13 protein-coding genes and 1 pseudogene are annotated in these 14,380 nt (G+C 58.8%); 7 read left to right on the forward strand and 7 right to left on the reverse strand.

Annotated elements, in window-relative coordinates; genetic code table 11:
* Positions 1-832: 832 nt before the first annotated feature.
* Both ylqF and CFter6_RS21000 read right to left on the reverse strand, forming a co-directional pair.
* Positions 833-1,765 carry a ribosome biogenesis GTPase YlqF gene (ylqF, locus tag CFter6_RS20995; RefSeq protein ID WP_082814927.1) on the reverse strand — a complete coding sequence of 311 codons (933 nt, stop codon included), beginning with the start codon at positions 1,763-1,765 and terminating at the stop codon, positions 833-835.
* Between the two features lie 152 nt (positions 1,766-1,917).
* The gene (locus CFter6_RS21000; RefSeq protein WP_061541569.1) at positions 1,918-2,856 is read right to left on the reverse strand and encodes a histone deacetylase family protein; all 939 of its coding nucleotides are present in this window, start codon (positions 2,854-2,856) and stop codon (positions 1,918-1,920) included.
* Positions 2,857-3,193: 337 nt separating this feature from the next.
* On the opposite strand from CFter6_RS21000, the gene CFter6_RS21005 reads away from it, so the two are divergent.
* The 5 genes and pseudogenes from CFter6_RS21005 to mltB all read left to right on the forward strand — a co-directional run bounded on the left by CFter6_RS21005 (position 3,194) and on the right by mltB (position 8,378).
* Positions 3,194-4,114, forward strand: coding sequence for an AAA family ATPase (locus tag CFter6_RS21005; protein ID WP_061541570.1), 921 nt, complete (start codon positions 3,194-3,196; stop codon positions 4,112-4,114).
* A gap of 22 nt (positions 4,115-4,136) precedes the next feature.
* The gene (locus tag CFter6_RS21010; RefSeq protein WP_061541571.1) at positions 4,137-5,144 is read left to right on the forward strand and encodes a DUF58 domain-containing protein; all 1,008 of its coding nucleotides are present in this window, start codon (positions 4,137-4,139) and stop codon (positions 5,142-5,144) included.
* A gap of 11 nt (positions 5,145-5,155) precedes the next feature.
* A pseudogene (locus tag CFter6_RS26570) lies at positions 5,156-6,177 on the forward strand (TgpA N-terminal domain-containing protein); the annotation flags it as partial.
* 90 nt (positions 6,178-6,267) lie between these two features.
* Positions 6,268-7,263: a transglutaminase-like domain-containing protein gene (locus CFter6_RS26575; RefSeq protein WP_236904697.1), complete on the forward strand. Its 996-nt coding sequence runs from the start codon at positions 6,268-6,270 to the stop codon at positions 7,261-7,263.
* Entirely contained in the window at positions 7,254-8,378 is a 1,125-nt protein-coding gene (gene mltB, locus CFter6_RS21020) for a lytic murein transglycosylase B (protein ID WP_061541572.1), read from the forward strand. Before CFter6_RS26575 ends, mltB begins: the two co-directional genes overlap by 10 nt.
* A gap of 40 nt (positions 8,379-8,418) precedes the next feature.
* Here the strand turns inward: mltB and CFter6_RS21025 are convergent, their stop codons facing one another.
* Positions 8,419-8,955, reverse strand: coding sequence for a YaeQ family protein (locus CFter6_RS21025; RefSeq protein WP_061541573.1), 537 nt, complete (start codon positions 8,953-8,955; stop codon positions 8,419-8,421).
* 187 nt (positions 8,956-9,142) lie between these two features.
* Here CFter6_RS21025 and CFter6_RS21030 point away from each other — a divergent pair, with 187 nt between their 5' ends.
* Together CFter6_RS21030 and CFter6_RS21035 are read left to right on the forward strand one after the other, a co-directional pair.
* The gene (locus CFter6_RS21030; RefSeq protein ID WP_061541574.1) at positions 9,143-9,745 is read left to right on the forward strand and encodes a DUF1415 domain-containing protein; all 603 of its coding nucleotides are present in this window, start codon (positions 9,143-9,145) and stop codon (positions 9,743-9,745) included.
* Between the two features lie 386 nt (positions 9,746-10,131).
* Positions 10,132-10,467 (forward strand): hypothetical protein, encoded by a 336-nt coding sequence (locus CFter6_RS21035; protein ID WP_038492934.1) that lies wholly within the window; start codon positions 10,132-10,134, stop codon positions 10,465-10,467.
* 53 nt (positions 10,468-10,520) lie between these two features.
* Here the strand turns inward: CFter6_RS21035 and cysM are convergent, their stop codons facing one another.
* From cysM to CFter6_RS21055, 4 genes are all read right to left on the reverse strand, one after another.
* Positions 10,521-11,423: a cysteine synthase CysM gene (gene cysM, locus CFter6_RS21040; protein WP_041742480.1), complete on the reverse strand. Its 903-nt coding sequence runs from the start codon at positions 11,421-11,423 to the stop codon at positions 10,521-10,523.
* A gap of 134 nt (positions 11,424-11,557) precedes the next feature.
* Positions 11,558-11,881 carry a ComEA family DNA-binding protein gene (locus tag CFter6_RS21045; protein ID WP_061541575.1) on the reverse strand — a complete coding sequence of 108 codons (324 nt, stop codon included), beginning with the start codon at positions 11,879-11,881 and terminating at the stop codon, positions 11,558-11,560.
* Between the two features lie 121 nt (positions 11,882-12,002).
* On the reverse strand, positions 12,003-12,944 hold the full coding sequence (gene rfaE1 / locus CFter6_RS21050; protein ID WP_061541576.1) for a D-glycero-beta-D-manno-heptose-7-phosphate kinase: 942 nt from the start codon (positions 12,942-12,944) through the stop codon (positions 12,003-12,005).
* A 4-nt stretch (positions 12,945-12,948) separates the two neighbouring features.
* Positions 12,949-14,331: a UDP-glucose dehydrogenase family protein gene (locus tag CFter6_RS21055; protein WP_061541577.1), complete on the reverse strand. Its 1,383-nt coding sequence runs from the start codon at positions 14,329-14,331 to the stop codon at positions 12,949-12,951.
* Between the last annotated feature and the right edge of the window lie 49 nt (positions 14,332-14,380).

A 14,380-nucleotide genomic window follows, 5' to 3' on the forward strand; every position in this document is an offset into this window, starting at 1 on the left:
CGAGACTCCTGGCAGAAAAATGGAGGCATTGGAATTTGCGTAGTACCGATTTATGTCAAGACGATCAACACTTCATCCATTGCTGCAAAATGAACATCAATAAATGTCCAAATTCATAATTTATTGCAGGTGCCAAATGTTAATTTCAATTAACATTTATGTCATCAAAATAAGTTCCCTAAAGTCGCCAATAAACAACGAATAAATTTGTATATGACGATGGATTTTTCCGGAAAAATCTCGATTTTCTTTGGTTTTTCCCACTATTTTTTCCTAAAACATTCTCTAAGTGCTTATAAATACTGGATTTTATTAGATATACGAATCTGAAATGTTCATAGTCATAAATTTCCAAAAACACAAAAGGAATAAATGAAAATAATTTGTTGCCGCGGAATAAAAACATGCTATATAGAAACAAAGTAACGCAATGTTTCCATTTGGAAATGATAAATAATGTTTCCTGATACCAAGAAATTGCAGTATGGGGAATTATCCGGTTGGAGATTGAAAGCGCGCTCCAGCGCAGCAGTTTTCCATCTGCAGGAAATGCTATTTTATCTAGCCGTAATTGCAATTTTATGCCCGGAGACAAGGAGAAGCGTTGAAGCTTGATCCACCATATGGCGCAGATGAAATGGCGAGACTGCGTTAGGCGCAGGACTAATTAAAGATTTTTTATTGCGTCACTGCAAGATGCCGCTTCGTCAATGGAAATGTAAAGTCGGCTATTAGCTGGCGCATGATTACGCCTTGACCACGCAGCCGGCCAAGGCAATAAAAAACCCGCAACGACATGGTCATTGCGGGTTCATTGCAGAGTTGAAGCAGACTATCTGCTGTCGTCCTGTCGATCGTTTTCCGCGTCGGCCTCGGCTTCAGCCTGGCGCCGTGCGATTTCTTCCTGGTGGCGCGCCAGCAAGGCGGCGCGCGTTTGCGGCGTTTCCAGGCTGATGCGGCCTAGCGCGCCGGTACGATAATCCTGCAGCAAGGTATGCGCCGCCTTCTCCAGGTCAAGATCGCCGCCCTTCAGGCGGAAACCGCGCCGCACCGCCACGCCTTCGATCACGCTGACGCCGTCGATGCCTTCCGTTTTGATGCCGTAACGCGCAGCCAGCAAGGGCGCGTAGCGAATCAGCAGTTCATCGGCCAGGAATGTGGCGACCTCTTCTTCAATCAGGGCGTTGGTGCCTATGGCGTGGCTGGCGGCAAGCATCAGGCCGTCGCTCGGATGGGCGATCTTCGGCCACAGCATGCCGGGCGTATCGATCAGCACCATATTGTTGCCCAGGTACAGCCGCTGCTGCACCTTGGTCACGGCCGGCTCATCGCCTACCGCCGCCACACGGCGCTTGAGCAAGGCGTTCATCAATGTCGATTTGCCGACGTTGGGAATGCCCATGATCATCATGCGCAAGGGCTTCAGCGGCGTGCCGCGGTGCGGCGCCAGGGTCAGGCACAAACCCGGGATCTTGGCTACATCGGAAGGCTTCTTGCAGCTCAGCGCTACCGCGTGCACGTTTTTCTGGCTGTTGTAATAGGCAATCCAGGCCTGCGTCACGGCCGGATCGGCCAGGTCGCTCTTGTTCAGGATTTTCAGGCAGGGACGCTGGCGAAACACGCGCAGCTGCTCGATCATGGGATTGCAGCTGGCTTGCGGCAAACGGCCGTCGAGTACTTCGATCACGAGATCGACCTTCTCCATGGCTTCCGCCGCCTTCTTGCGGGCGGCGTTCATGTGGCCGGGGAACCATTGTATGGACATGCGTTGTCTTGTCTGGCTAAAATAAACCGCTATTGTACGGACTTATTCCGGTTCCACCTCAATCCCGAGGCCGCACATTACCTGGCGCAGGGCGCTAAACCGCGCGTGGCCCGGTGCTTTCGGCGCTTTTCCATGGCTTTGCGGCAACACGATTACTCGAGTTCGGCCAGCACTTTCAAATGCGCCACGGCGCTGCGGCCCAGCGCCGACAGGTTGTAGCCGCCCTCCAGGCAGCTGACGATGCGGCCCTCGGCATGCTCGGCGGCGACTTCCATGATTTGCCGGGTCAGCCAGGTATAGTCGGCCTCGACCAGGCCCATCTGCGCCATATCGTCCTCCCGGTGGGCGTCGAAGCCGGCTGAAACAAAGATCATCTGCGGCCGGTGCGCATTCAGCGCCGGCAGCCATTGCTCGGTCGCCAACTTGCGCACTACGCTGCCGTCGCTATAGGCCGGCACCGGGATGTTGACTGCATTGTCGCCTTCCGGCTCGGTGCCGCAATGGGGATAAAACGGGTGCTGGAAAAAACTGGCCATCAGCACGCGCGGATCGCGCGCAAAGATCTCTTCGGTGCCGTTGCCGTGATGGACGTCGAAATCGATAATCGCCACCCGCTCCAGTCCATGCGCTTCCAGCGCGTGGAGAGCGGCAAGCGCAATGTTATTGAACAGGCAAAAACCCATGGAATTGTGCGAGGTAGCGTGGTGCCCTGGCGGCCGCACCGCACAGAACGCGTTGCTGACCTCGCCCGCCATGACGGCGTCGGTTGCAGCCAGGGCCGCGCCGGCAGCACGCAGCGCTGCTTGCCAGCTATGTCCATTGACTGAGGTATCGGGATCCAGCGGATAGAGGCCTGCCTTGCCGGCCAAGGCCAGGCTGTGCTCGCGCACCATGGCAATCATTCCGGCACTGTGCGCGAGTGCAAGATCGCCTTCCCGCGCCAAGGGAGGACTGCGGTAATCCAGCAACTGGTCGATGCGGCTGGCAATCAGCTGGTCTTCGATCGCCTGCAACCTGGCCGGCGATTCCGGATGTCCGGGGCCCATGTCGTGCAGCTTGCAATCGGGGTGCGTATAGAAAGCAGTAGTCACTTGATCTCGCAGTCTTGCTGAAAAAGGGGACGAACCTCATCAGTGTACCCAAGAACCGCGTAGGGTGGGCACAACGTGCCCACGCGTTACCGTGATATCCGAAGTACAGGCTGCCCCGACACCAAAGTGGCGATCCGCGCAAAGTGGATTCACGCGTAGGCACACTGTGCCCCACCCTACCAAACTCCCAAATTGAAGGTCAACAGACCCCAAGCCCCGGATCGCATTAAAAAAAACCATCACATTTCCACAAAGGAACTAGGTGAATCGCAGGGAAGTTTGTATGATTCTCTCTCCGATTCCCTCCTCCATTACGCTGCCCCCACCAGACAAACCCATGTTCGCAAAAATCCACGCAGTCGCTCAGCAAGTCGGTCAGATCGTCGTCGGCAAGGATCACCAGGTCCGCCAGGCATTGGTATGTTTGCTGGCCGGCGGCCATCTCTTGATAGAGGACGTGCCCGGGGTCGGCAAGACCACCCTGGCGCATGCGCTGGCGATTTCCCTGGGGCTGCGCTTCAACCGGCTGCAGTTCACCAGCGACCTGCTGCCGGCGGACGTGGTGGGGATTTCGGTGTTCGACCGCGAGAAGAGCAGCTTTGTATTCCATCCGGGGCCGGTATTCACACAGGTGCTGCTGGCCGATGAGATCAACCGCGCCACGCCCAAGACCCAGTCGGCGCTGCTGGAAGCGATGGAGGAACGCCAGGTCACCGCGGAAGGCGTGACGCGCGACCTGCCGGAGCCGTTTTTTGTCATCGCCACCCAGAATCCGGCGCACCAGGTCGGCACTTTCGCCTTGCCGGAATCGCAGCTGGACCGTTTCCTGATGTGCCTGTCGCTGGGTTATCCCGATGCTGCCGCCGAGCGCGCGCTGCTGATGGGAGAGGACCGCCGCGTCTTGCTGAAATCGATTGCGCCGGTGATGCACGCGGCGGAACTGATCGAAGCCCGGCAGGCATTGAAGCAGATCCATACCTCGTCTTCCCTGGTCGACTACATACAGGCGCTGGCCCACGCTTCGCGCCAGAATGGCTTGTTCGCCGAGGGCCTGAGCCCGCGTGCCGCCATCGCATTGCTGCAGGCGGCGCGCGCCTGGGCCGCCATGGAAGGCCGCAATCACGTCATCCCGGAAGACGTGCAGGCAGTGCTGGTGCCGGTGACGGCGCATCGCCTGCGCCCGCTCAAGGCCCATGCCGGCAGCACCCTGGGCGCGCGCGACCTGGTATTGCAGCTGATGAAGTCGGTCGCGGTTTAAGGCGACGGCGGCCAAGGCCTTTATGCTGACCTCTATCCGCAAGCGATTCCGGGACTGGCTCGACCGCTCCTTGTTCCAGCTGCAGGACGGCAAGGCCGAAGCCGGAGAAGTGCTGCTGACCCAGCGCCGCGTATTCATCGTGCCGAGCCGTCCCGGTCTGGCGTTTGCCGTCATGCTGGTGCTGCTGTTTTTATGCTCGGTCAATTACAACCTGAGCCTCGGTTTTGGCCTGACTTTCCTGCTGGCGGCCTGCGCCGTCATCGACATGCACCTGACTTTCCGCAACCTGGCCTATCTGTACCTGACGCCAGGCAAGGCGGCTGCGGTATTTGCCGGCGAGGACGCGCTGTTCGAGCTGCACCTGACCAACCGCCGCAAGCACACCCGTTACGCGATCCTGCTCGGTTTCATCGGGCGCGGCCTGCCCGCCATAGAGCGCGCGATGGATGTCCCCGCCCACAGCACCAGCCACCTGACGCTGGCGCTGACCACCACCCGCCGCGGCTGGCAGGCCGCTCCCAGGATACGCTTGCGCACCCGCTTTCCGCTGGGCTTGCTGCGCGCATGGAGCTACTGGCAGCCGGATAGCCGGGCGCTGGTCTACCCGCAGCCGGAAGCCTCGGCATCGACGCCGCCGCTGCCGTTGGCGCCGATCGAGAGAAGCGACGGCAACGGCGCCGCCGGCCACCAGGATTTTGCCGGCGTGCGCACCTACCAGAGTGGCGATTCGCTCAAGCACCTGGCCTGGCGCCAGATCGCCCGGCTCGACACCGATCTCGACGCCAGGCTGATCACCAAGCAGTTCGAAGGCGGCGCGGTCAGCGACCTGGCGATCGATTTTGCAGCCCTGCCCTATGACATGGCGCTGGAGGACAAACTGTCGCGCATGACGCGCTGGATACTGGAAGCGGAAGCGCGCCAGCTGCCTTATGCCTTCCGCCTCGGCGACAGCGTCTATGCGGCAGCGCTGGGGCCGGCCCACCAGCGCGCCTGCCTGCGGGCGCTGGCGCTTTACCAGGTTGCGCCATGAACACCAGATCGATGCAGCAACTCAAAGCCGAGCTTGAGGGCAAATCCTTGTTCCGCATTTCGAACACAGGCATACGCACATACGTGCAATCCCTGCCGCGCGACAAGAGCGACACCTTGTTGCTGCTTGCTGCCTGCGCCACCGTGCTGCTGCCGCATTTCCTGCACCTGTCCTGGTGGAACTCGCTGATCTGCGGCGGGCTGCTGCTGTGGCGCGCCTGGATCACCTTGCGCGGCCAGCGCCTGCCGCCGCTATGGCTGCTGCTGCCGCTGGCCGCATTGACCATGGCGGGAATCTATATGGATTACCGCACCTTGTTCGGACGCGATGCCGGGGTCGCCATGCTGGCGCTGCTGCTGACTTTCAAGCTGCTGGAAATGCGCGCGCGGCGCGATTTGTTCGTGGTGCTGCTGCTGAGCTTCTTTTTGCTGCTCACCACTTTCTTCTATTCCCAAAGCATGCTGTCGCTGTTGTGGATGATGGCGACCCTGGTGCTGCTGCTGACGGCGCAGCAGTCTTTCCAATATACCGGCATGGTGCCGCCGCTCAAACAGCGGCTGCGCCTGGGCGCCACGGTGCTGGCCATGGCGCTGCCGCTGACGCTGATCCTGTTCCTGCTGTTTCCGCGCATCCAGGGCCGCTGTGGGGCTTGCCCGGCGATGCCCACGGCGGGCGTTCGGGCTTATCGGACAACATGTCGCCCGGGAATATCGGGCAGCTGGCGTTATCCGACGACATTGCATTCCGCGTCAAATTCTCCGACGCGCCACCCGCTCCGGCCAAGCGATACTGGCGCGCCGTGGTGCTGAACGATTTCGACGGCCGTACCTGGACTCAGGGACAGGCCGGTCGCGGTGCAATCGACACGGGGTCTCGTATCCAGCCGGTGGCCGGGCCGGACCCGGCGACTGCCGTACGCCAGCAAATCACGATGGAAGCCAATGGCCAACGCTGGCTGTTTGCGCTGGAGACGCCGCAACTGGCGCCTACGCTGGAAGGGATTCCGGTGCGGCTGACGGCGGACCACCAGCTCCGCGCTGTACGGCCGATTACTGAACGCGTCCGCTACGACGTCGTATCGAACCTGAAACCCGCGCCGCCAGAGCAGATCACCAGCAGCGGCATGCAGCAGGCGCTGGCATTGCCGGCCAACTTCAATCCGCGCACGCTGGAATTTGCCGCCAGTTTGCGGGAAAAATGGCCGGACAACGCGGCTTTGGTAAATGCAGTGCTGAGCTTCTTCCGCCATGAAAAATTCAGCTACACGCTGGAACCGCCGCTGCTGGGCAGGGATAGCGTCGACGATTTCCTGTTTTCCAGCCGCGCCGGTTTTTGCGAACACTATGCCAGTTCGTTCGTGGTGCTGATGCGTGCGGCAGGCATTCCGGCGCGCGTGGTGACCGGTTACCAGGGCGGGGAAATCAATCCGGTCGACGACATGATGACGGTGCGCCAGTCCGATGCCCATGCCTGGGCTGAGGTCTGGCTGCCGCCGCGCGGCTGGGTCCGGGTCGATCCTACGGCGGCGGTAGCGCCGGACAGGATCGAAACCCAGCTCAGCAATCTGCTGCCGCGCTCCTTCTTCGGCAGCCTGCTGGGAGGACCGGCCGGTAAAGCCAACTGGTGGTCGGGCTTGAACGATTCGATGGCGCTGCTGCGCGCCAATTGGGAAGCGCTCAGCAACGGCTGGAACCAATGGGTCTTGAATTACACGCCGGCGCGGCAAATCGGCCTGATGCGCTGGCTCGGGCTGGATGAACTGGACTGGCGCAGCCTCGGCATCGTGCTGCTGGCGATAGGCGCGGTGGCAGCCGGCAGCGTCACCCTGCCCTTGCTGCTGGCGCGAAACAAGAGCAAGCCGCTCGATACGGTATACTCTTCGCTGTGCGCGCAGATGGCGCGGCGCGGCATGGCGCGCAACAAGCATGAAGGGCCGGCCACTTACGGCCGCCGCTTATGCGACGACGGCTCACCGCTGCCGCCTTCCGTCAAAATGGCGGTCGAGCGCTTCATGGCTTTGTACCAGGCCCTGCAATATGGCGCCGACTATGGCCCGCACAACAAACCGCCGGCGCCCTTGATGGCGCAATTAAAATTACTGCTTGCCCAATGTCGATGAAATCAACTCCAGGTCTCCTTACCACCGCCCAGCTTTGCGCTCTTGCCCTGGCGATCGCCGCCAGCCCCAATCTGCTGGCCCAGCAAAACAGTCCCGGCAAAACCGCTGCGGCAAAAATCCGCAAGGCCAGCAGCACTGCCGACGACGGCGAGCTCGCCAACTTCGCCGACTGGAAAGAGGTCTCGGCCTTCATCGACCAGATGGCTGAAAAAAATGGCTTCGACCGCGACCAACTGGCCGCCACGCTGAACCAGGTGCGTTATATCGACAGCGCGATCCAGCTGATGAAACCTGCCCCGGCCGGCAAACCCAAGAACTGGGCAGCCTACCGCGCCCGTTTTGTGGAACCGGTGCGGATACAGGCCGGCGTCGATTTCTGGAACACGTATGCCGATGCCTTGAATCGGGCTGAAGCGCAATACGGCGTGCCGGCGGAAATCATCGTCGGCATCATCGGCGTCGAAACCGTGTATGGGCGGAATGTCGGCAACTTCCGCGTGATGGACGCCATCACCACGCTGGCATTCGATTATCCGAATACGCCGACGCGCGAAGCGCGCATGGCGTTCTTCCGCGGCGAGCTGGAAAATACTTTGTTGTTTGCCAGAGAGTCCGGCATAGATCCGTTTACCCTGCTGGGATCCTATGCCGGCGCCATCGGCTGGGCGCAATTCATGCCGAGCAGCATACGTCAGTACGGTGTGGATTTTGACGGCAACGGCAAGATCGACCTGCGCAATTCACCGGTCGATGCGATCGGCAGCGTGGCCCATTACCTGGCCGAACACGGCTGGAAAACCGGCATGCCGATCGTGTTCCCGGCCACCTTGTCGACCGACACCAGCGCCGAAAACCGCTGGCAGGCATTTATCGGACAAGGCCTGGAAGCAAAATATCCGCTGGATGAATTGATTGCGGCCGGCGTGGTGCCTGGCGTGGTGCCGCCGAACGACATACGGTACGGCCTGATTGACTTGCAGAACGGCCAGAATCCGGCCGAATACTGGCTCGGCACCGATAATTTCTTCGCCATCACGCAATACAACCGCAGCTTCTTCTATGCGATGTCGGTGGTCGACCTGGGACGTGCGGTACGGGTGGCGCGCGCGCAATAATCGACGCAACAGCCGACACAACAGCCGACGCAACAACCGATCAGGAATTACTGACGCTGAACTCGACTTCGACAGTCTGGCCATTTGCGCTCAGCCAGATCTGCGCATCCTGGATAGTGCATTGCAATTGCATGTTGCGCTGGGCGAAGCTGGTCAGGGCTTCGCTGCTGGCGGCGGCAATATTGATGACGGTCAGGTTGCGCGCACGCGCCACTTTGCTGCTGATCTGGTTCCACCAGATGTGGCTGGTGCTGCTGTAGCTGTACACCACCACTTGCGCGGCGCGGCCACAGGCTTTGAGAATGCGTTTTTCGTCAGGCTGGCCGACTTCGATCCAGAGATCGATGGCGCCGGTCAGGTCCTTGGCCCACAGATCGGGTTCCTCGGCATCCGACAAGCCTTTGCCAAATACCAGCGCAGCCGATGCATGGCGGGCGAACGCCAGCAGGCGCACCATCATGCGCTCGTCGGTTTCCGAGGGGTGGCGGGCCAGCGTCAGCGCGTGCTCCTGGTAATAATGACGATCCATATCCGCAATTTGCAGATCGGCTTTGAAAATAGTTGCTTTAAGGGCCATAACGCCTATTGTTATATATAGTTGAATCAAACCCGGTGTGTCGCAATCACGGGATCGGAAGAATAACCCGATTTGCGCTGCCCCGAGTACATATATGCGCACCGGGAGTTGCGGCAGCCATGCTTGATGCAAGCGGATTCGCCCCTATATGCCTTTTAATTGTTTGCAGATAAATGCCATCCATCTCATGAAAACTGTTTCATCAACTGCTCCTTCGACCCATACAACGCCATTCTCCGGCGAAGTAATCGCTCACACAAAATTATGGCTGGAGCGCGCCGTGATCGGACTTAACCTCTGTCCGTTTGCCAAGGCGGTGTTTATCAAGGACCAGATCCGTTATGTCGTCAGCACGGCGCAGTCACCCGAAGAATTGCTGGCAGACCTGATGGCCGAGCTGGAATTCCTGCAGCGTGCGGATCCGGAGGCGGTCGACACCACTTTGCTGATACATCCCGATGCATTGCGTGACTTCCTGGACTACAACGATTTCCTTGATGTCGCCGATGCTGCGGTCGACGATCTCGGGCTGGAGGGCGAGATCCAGGTTGCCAGTTTTCATCCGGAATATCAGTTCGCCGGCAGCGACATAGACGACATCAGCAACTATACCAATCGTGCACCATACCCGACTTTGCACCTGTTACGCGAAATCAGCGTCGAGCGCGCGGTGGATGCATTCCCGGATGCTGCCGACATATTCGATAAAAACATGCGGACCCTGGAACAACTGGGATTAGATGGCTGGCGGAAACTACTTAGGGAGGGAGGGGAGCAAAAACAGTCTTAATTATTATTTAGGCAATAATAACATGTTGTAAAAATGGTGTTCCTTGCAATTTTTACGGAAAGTTACTAAATAGTAATAGACATCGTAATAAGAAAATTTTAAATTGAGCTTGTGCAACTTATTTGTATATTTGGTCACTAAACAAAGGTAGGTTGTTTGTTACCAATGTAATGTACAACATGCTGTGCAATGTTCTTAGCGGTATCAGCTGTTCCATGAAGAAAAGATCGGGAGTTTCTTTATGATAAATATGTGCTCAAAATCAGTATAAAATACGGCGAGTTGTAGTTTCGCCAATAAAACTGGGAGGTGCACTTGGTAATAGTTCGCTACATATTGCACAAACACTTCCCATATATCAACTAGGATAACGGAATCAATTGATTATGACTAACACTACGCCAGATGCACCAACCAGCAACAAGCTCGATGAACAGGTGACTTATGATCCAAACCACCTGCTCGATTCTTTAATCGACAAGTTGCACTTGAAGAATGATGCCGCACTGTCGCGTTCACTCGAAGTGGCGCCGCCGGTCATCAGCAAGATCCGCCATCGCCGCTTGCCGGTCGGCGCATCGCTGCTGATCCGCATGCACGAAGTCAGCGACCTGACGATCCGTGAACTGCGCGCCTTGATGGGCGATCGCCGCGAGAAATTCCGCATCAGCGACAAGCAGTTCAAGCCAAAGAGCAAGATCGAGGCTGAAAAGCTGAAGTAATCAGCATGTTGACCTCGTCCCTGCCTGAAGCACGTCGCTTCAGGCAGGGAGCATCAGGCAGGGAACACGCCAGTAGACAGATAGCGGTCGCCGCGATCGCAGACGACGAATACGATCGTCGCATTTTCTACTTGCTGTGAAATTCGCAACGCCACCTCGCAAGCCCCAGCCGCGGATATCCCGCAGAAAATCCCCTCTTCACTCGCCAGCCTGCGCGCCATGTGCTCGGACGCTGCCTGACTGACCGACTCCGTCTGGTCTACCCTGGAATGATCGAATATCTTGGGCAGATAGGCTTCCGGCCACTTCCTGATGCCAGGAATCTGCGAACCCTCTTCAGGCTGGGCGCCGATGATGCGGATCGCCGGATTCTGTTCTTTCAGGTAGGTGGAAACCCCCATGATAGTGCCGGTGGTGCCCATCGCGCTGACGAAATGGGTGATGCGTCCTTCGGTGTCGCGCCAGATTTCCGGGCCGGTGGTTTCGTAGTGCGCGAGCGGATTGTCCGGATTGGCGAACTGGTCGAGGATCAGCCCCTCGCCGTCTTTCTGCATTTTTTCCGCCAGGTCGCGCGCATATTCCATGCCGCCGGTCTTTGGCGTCAGGATGATCTTGGCGCCGTATGCCGCCATGCTCTGGCGCCGTTCCTCGCTCAGGTTTTCCGGCATCAGCAGCACCATCTTGTAGCCGCGCATGGCTGCCACCATCGCCAGCGCAATGCCGGTGTTGCCGCTGGTTGCCTCGATCAGGGTATCGCCCGGCTTGATCTGGCCGCGCGCTTCGGCGTGCTTGATCATCGACAATGCCGGCCGGTCTTTCACCGAACCGGCAGGATTGTTGCCTTCCATCTTCCCCAGGATGATGTTATTACGTTGCTCGGCGTCGCTGCCGGGGATACGCTTGAGTTGTACCAGGGGGGTATTGCCGATGGTGTCTTCGATAGTCAGATAAGGCATAGTGTGATCAGGCGTCTTGTGCAAAGAGTCCATTTTAATATGAGACTTTGTTATGCGTATGAAAGCCTGACAAACCAGCGCAGGGTGGGCGCCAGAGGCGCCCACCCTGCAACCCTTACTGCCCTTACTTGCCCTTACTTGCCCTTGGAGGCCGGTTTAGCGGCGGTTTTAGGGGCCGCTGCAGCCTCTCCTGCCTTCGGCTTGCCGTTCACCAGCAAACCGGCTTGCGACAGCTTGAGCGACTTTTTCTCGCCAATACCCGATACGCGGCTCTCGAAATCCGCCCAGTCCTTGAAGTTGCCGCCTTTGCTGCGCTCATCGAGTATGCGTTGCGCGGTGGAGGAACCGATACCCTTGATGCCATCCAGGGCAGCCAGGTCGCCCTTGTTGACGTCAACCTGGGCAAAACTGGCGGTGGCCGCCAGCATGCACAATACCAGCAGTATTTTTTTCAGCATTTCGTCTTTCTCCCATGAGTGTGTGGATGACTGAAAAGATCAATCAGACGCGAAAACGTCCAATTAATTATAATCAGCGGCTCATGAAAAATTGACGTTTACACCACAAACAAGACTTCGCTTAACCGAGTAACTCTTCACGGCTGACAGTGGCCGTGCCGAGCTTGCCGACCACGATGCCGCCAGCCCGGTTCGCCAGGGCGACAGCGTCGGCAATCGGCAATCCTGCGCCCAGCATCACCGCCAGCGTAGCGATCACGGTGTCGCCGGCGCCGGAGACATCGAACACCTCGCGCGCCATGGCCGGGAAATGACGGATTTCCTGGGCCGTGTACAAGCTCATGCCTTCTTCCGAGCGGGTCAGCAGCAAGGCTTCGAGCTGCAGCGATTCGCGCAGCTTTTGCGCCTTGAGCGTCAACTCTTCCTCGGTCTTCCAGCTGCCGACGATGTGCTTCATTTCCGATTTGTTAGGCGTCAGCACGGTGGCCCCGGCATAGCGCGAAAAATCGTCGCCCTTGGGATCGACCAGGATGCATTGCCCGGCCTGCCTGGCGGCAGCGATCATTTCCGCGACGTTGACCAGGCTGCCCTTGGCGTAATCGGACAGCACCACCACCTGGTATTGCGGCAGCAAGGTATTGAAGCGGGTCAGCTTGTCGCGCAGCACGGCGTCGGTCGGCGCTTCTTCAAAATCGATGCGCAGCAGTTGCTGCTGGCGGCCGATCACGCGCAGCTTGATGATGGTCGAGATGGTTGGATCCCGGGTCAGGAAACTGCTGACGCCCATTTCCTGCAGCATGCCGTCGACGGTGTCGCCGGCCTCGTCCTGCCCTACCACGCCCAGCAAGCCGGAACTGCCGCCCAGCGTGGCGATATTGCGCGCCACGTTGGCGGCGCCACCGAGGCGCTCTTCGCGCTTTTCAACACGCACGATAGGCACCGGCGCCTCGGGTGAAATGCGGCTGACTTCGCCGAACCAGTAACGGTCCAGCATGACATCGCCGACCACCAGGATCTGCACGTTTTTAAAGGAAGCAGGCAATTTGTAGGCTGATGTACTCATGTTCTTATCCGCGCGCCAGCACCGAACGGCCAATGCCGTAATATTCAAAACCCAACTCGCCCATTACCTCGGGTTCATACAGGTTACGGCCGTCGAAGACGATAGGCGTCTTGAGCAGCGTCTTCACCTGGTCGAAGTCAGGACTGCGGAAGGTTTTCCACTCCGTCACGATCACCAGGGCGTCGGCATCTTGCAGGGCATCGGTCTGGTTGTCGCAAAACCGGATGCGCTCAAAGGCGCCGGGAGTGGCGGCAAGATCCAGCGCCAGGACCCGCTTGGCTTCCGCCATCGCCACCGGATCATGCACCGCCACCGTGGCGCCGCGCGCGATCAGCTCGCCCAGCAGCACCCGCGATGAAGCTTCGCGCATGTCGTCGGTATTCGGCTTGAACGCCAGGCCCCACAGCGCGAAATGCTTGCCGCTCAAATCGGCGCCGAAACGCTCGCCGATCTTTTGTCCCAGCACATGTTTCTGGTTGTTATTGACCTGTTCCACCGCGCGCAGGATATGCAGTTCCTGCCCGTAGGCACGCGCGGTGCGCTCCAGCGCCTGCACATCCTTGGGAAAACAGGAGCCGCCGTAGCCGCAGCCGGCATACAGGAAACTGTAGCCGATGCGCGGATCGGAACCGATGCCATGGCGCACGGCTTCGATGTCGGCGCCGACCTTGTCGGCCAGGTTGGCCAGTTCGTTCATGAACGAGATGCGGGTCGCCAGCATCGCATTCGCTGCGTATTTGGTGAATTCCGCGGAACGCACATCCATCCAGAAAGTACGTTCATGGTTGCGGTTGAACGGCAGGTACAGCTGCTTCATCAATGCCTGCGCCTGCTGGCCTGAAGCGCTGTCGTCGCAGCCGATGACGATGCGGTCGGGCCGCATGAAATCTTCCACCGCGGCGCCCTCTTTCAGGAACTCCGGATTGGAGACGACGGAAAACTGCAATGCCGCGCCGGCCAGCTTGCGTGCGCCCAATTCTTCCTGGATCGCGGCGCTTACCTTGTCGGCAGTGCCGACCGGCACGGTCGATTTGTCGACGATGACCTTGAATCCGGTCATGTATTTGCCGATGTTGCGCGCGGCCGCCAGAACATACTGCAGGTCGGCGGAACCGTCTTCGTCCGGCGGCGTGCCTACCGCAATGAACTGCACCTGGCCATGGGCCACGCTGGCGGCGATATCGGTAGAGAAATGCAAGCGTCCGGCAGCGCGGTTGCGGCTGACGATTTCCGCCAGGCCCGGTTCGTGGATCGGGATGCCGCCGCTGTTGAGCAGCGCGATCTTGTTTTGATCCAGGTCGAGGCAGAAGACATCGTTGCCCAGTTCGGCCAGACAAGCACCTGTGACCAAACCGACATAACCGGTACCGATAATAGTAATTTTCATGTTGTTCCGTGAATGCGCTTCGCTGCCCGCCGTGGTGTAGCGGGCCAGC

It is taken from the genome of Collimonas fungivorans, from assembly GCF_001584145.1.
In the GTDB taxonomy this organism is placed as follows: Bacteria; Pseudomonadota; Gammaproteobacteria; order Burkholderiales; family Burkholderiaceae_D; genus Collimonas; species Collimonas fungivorans.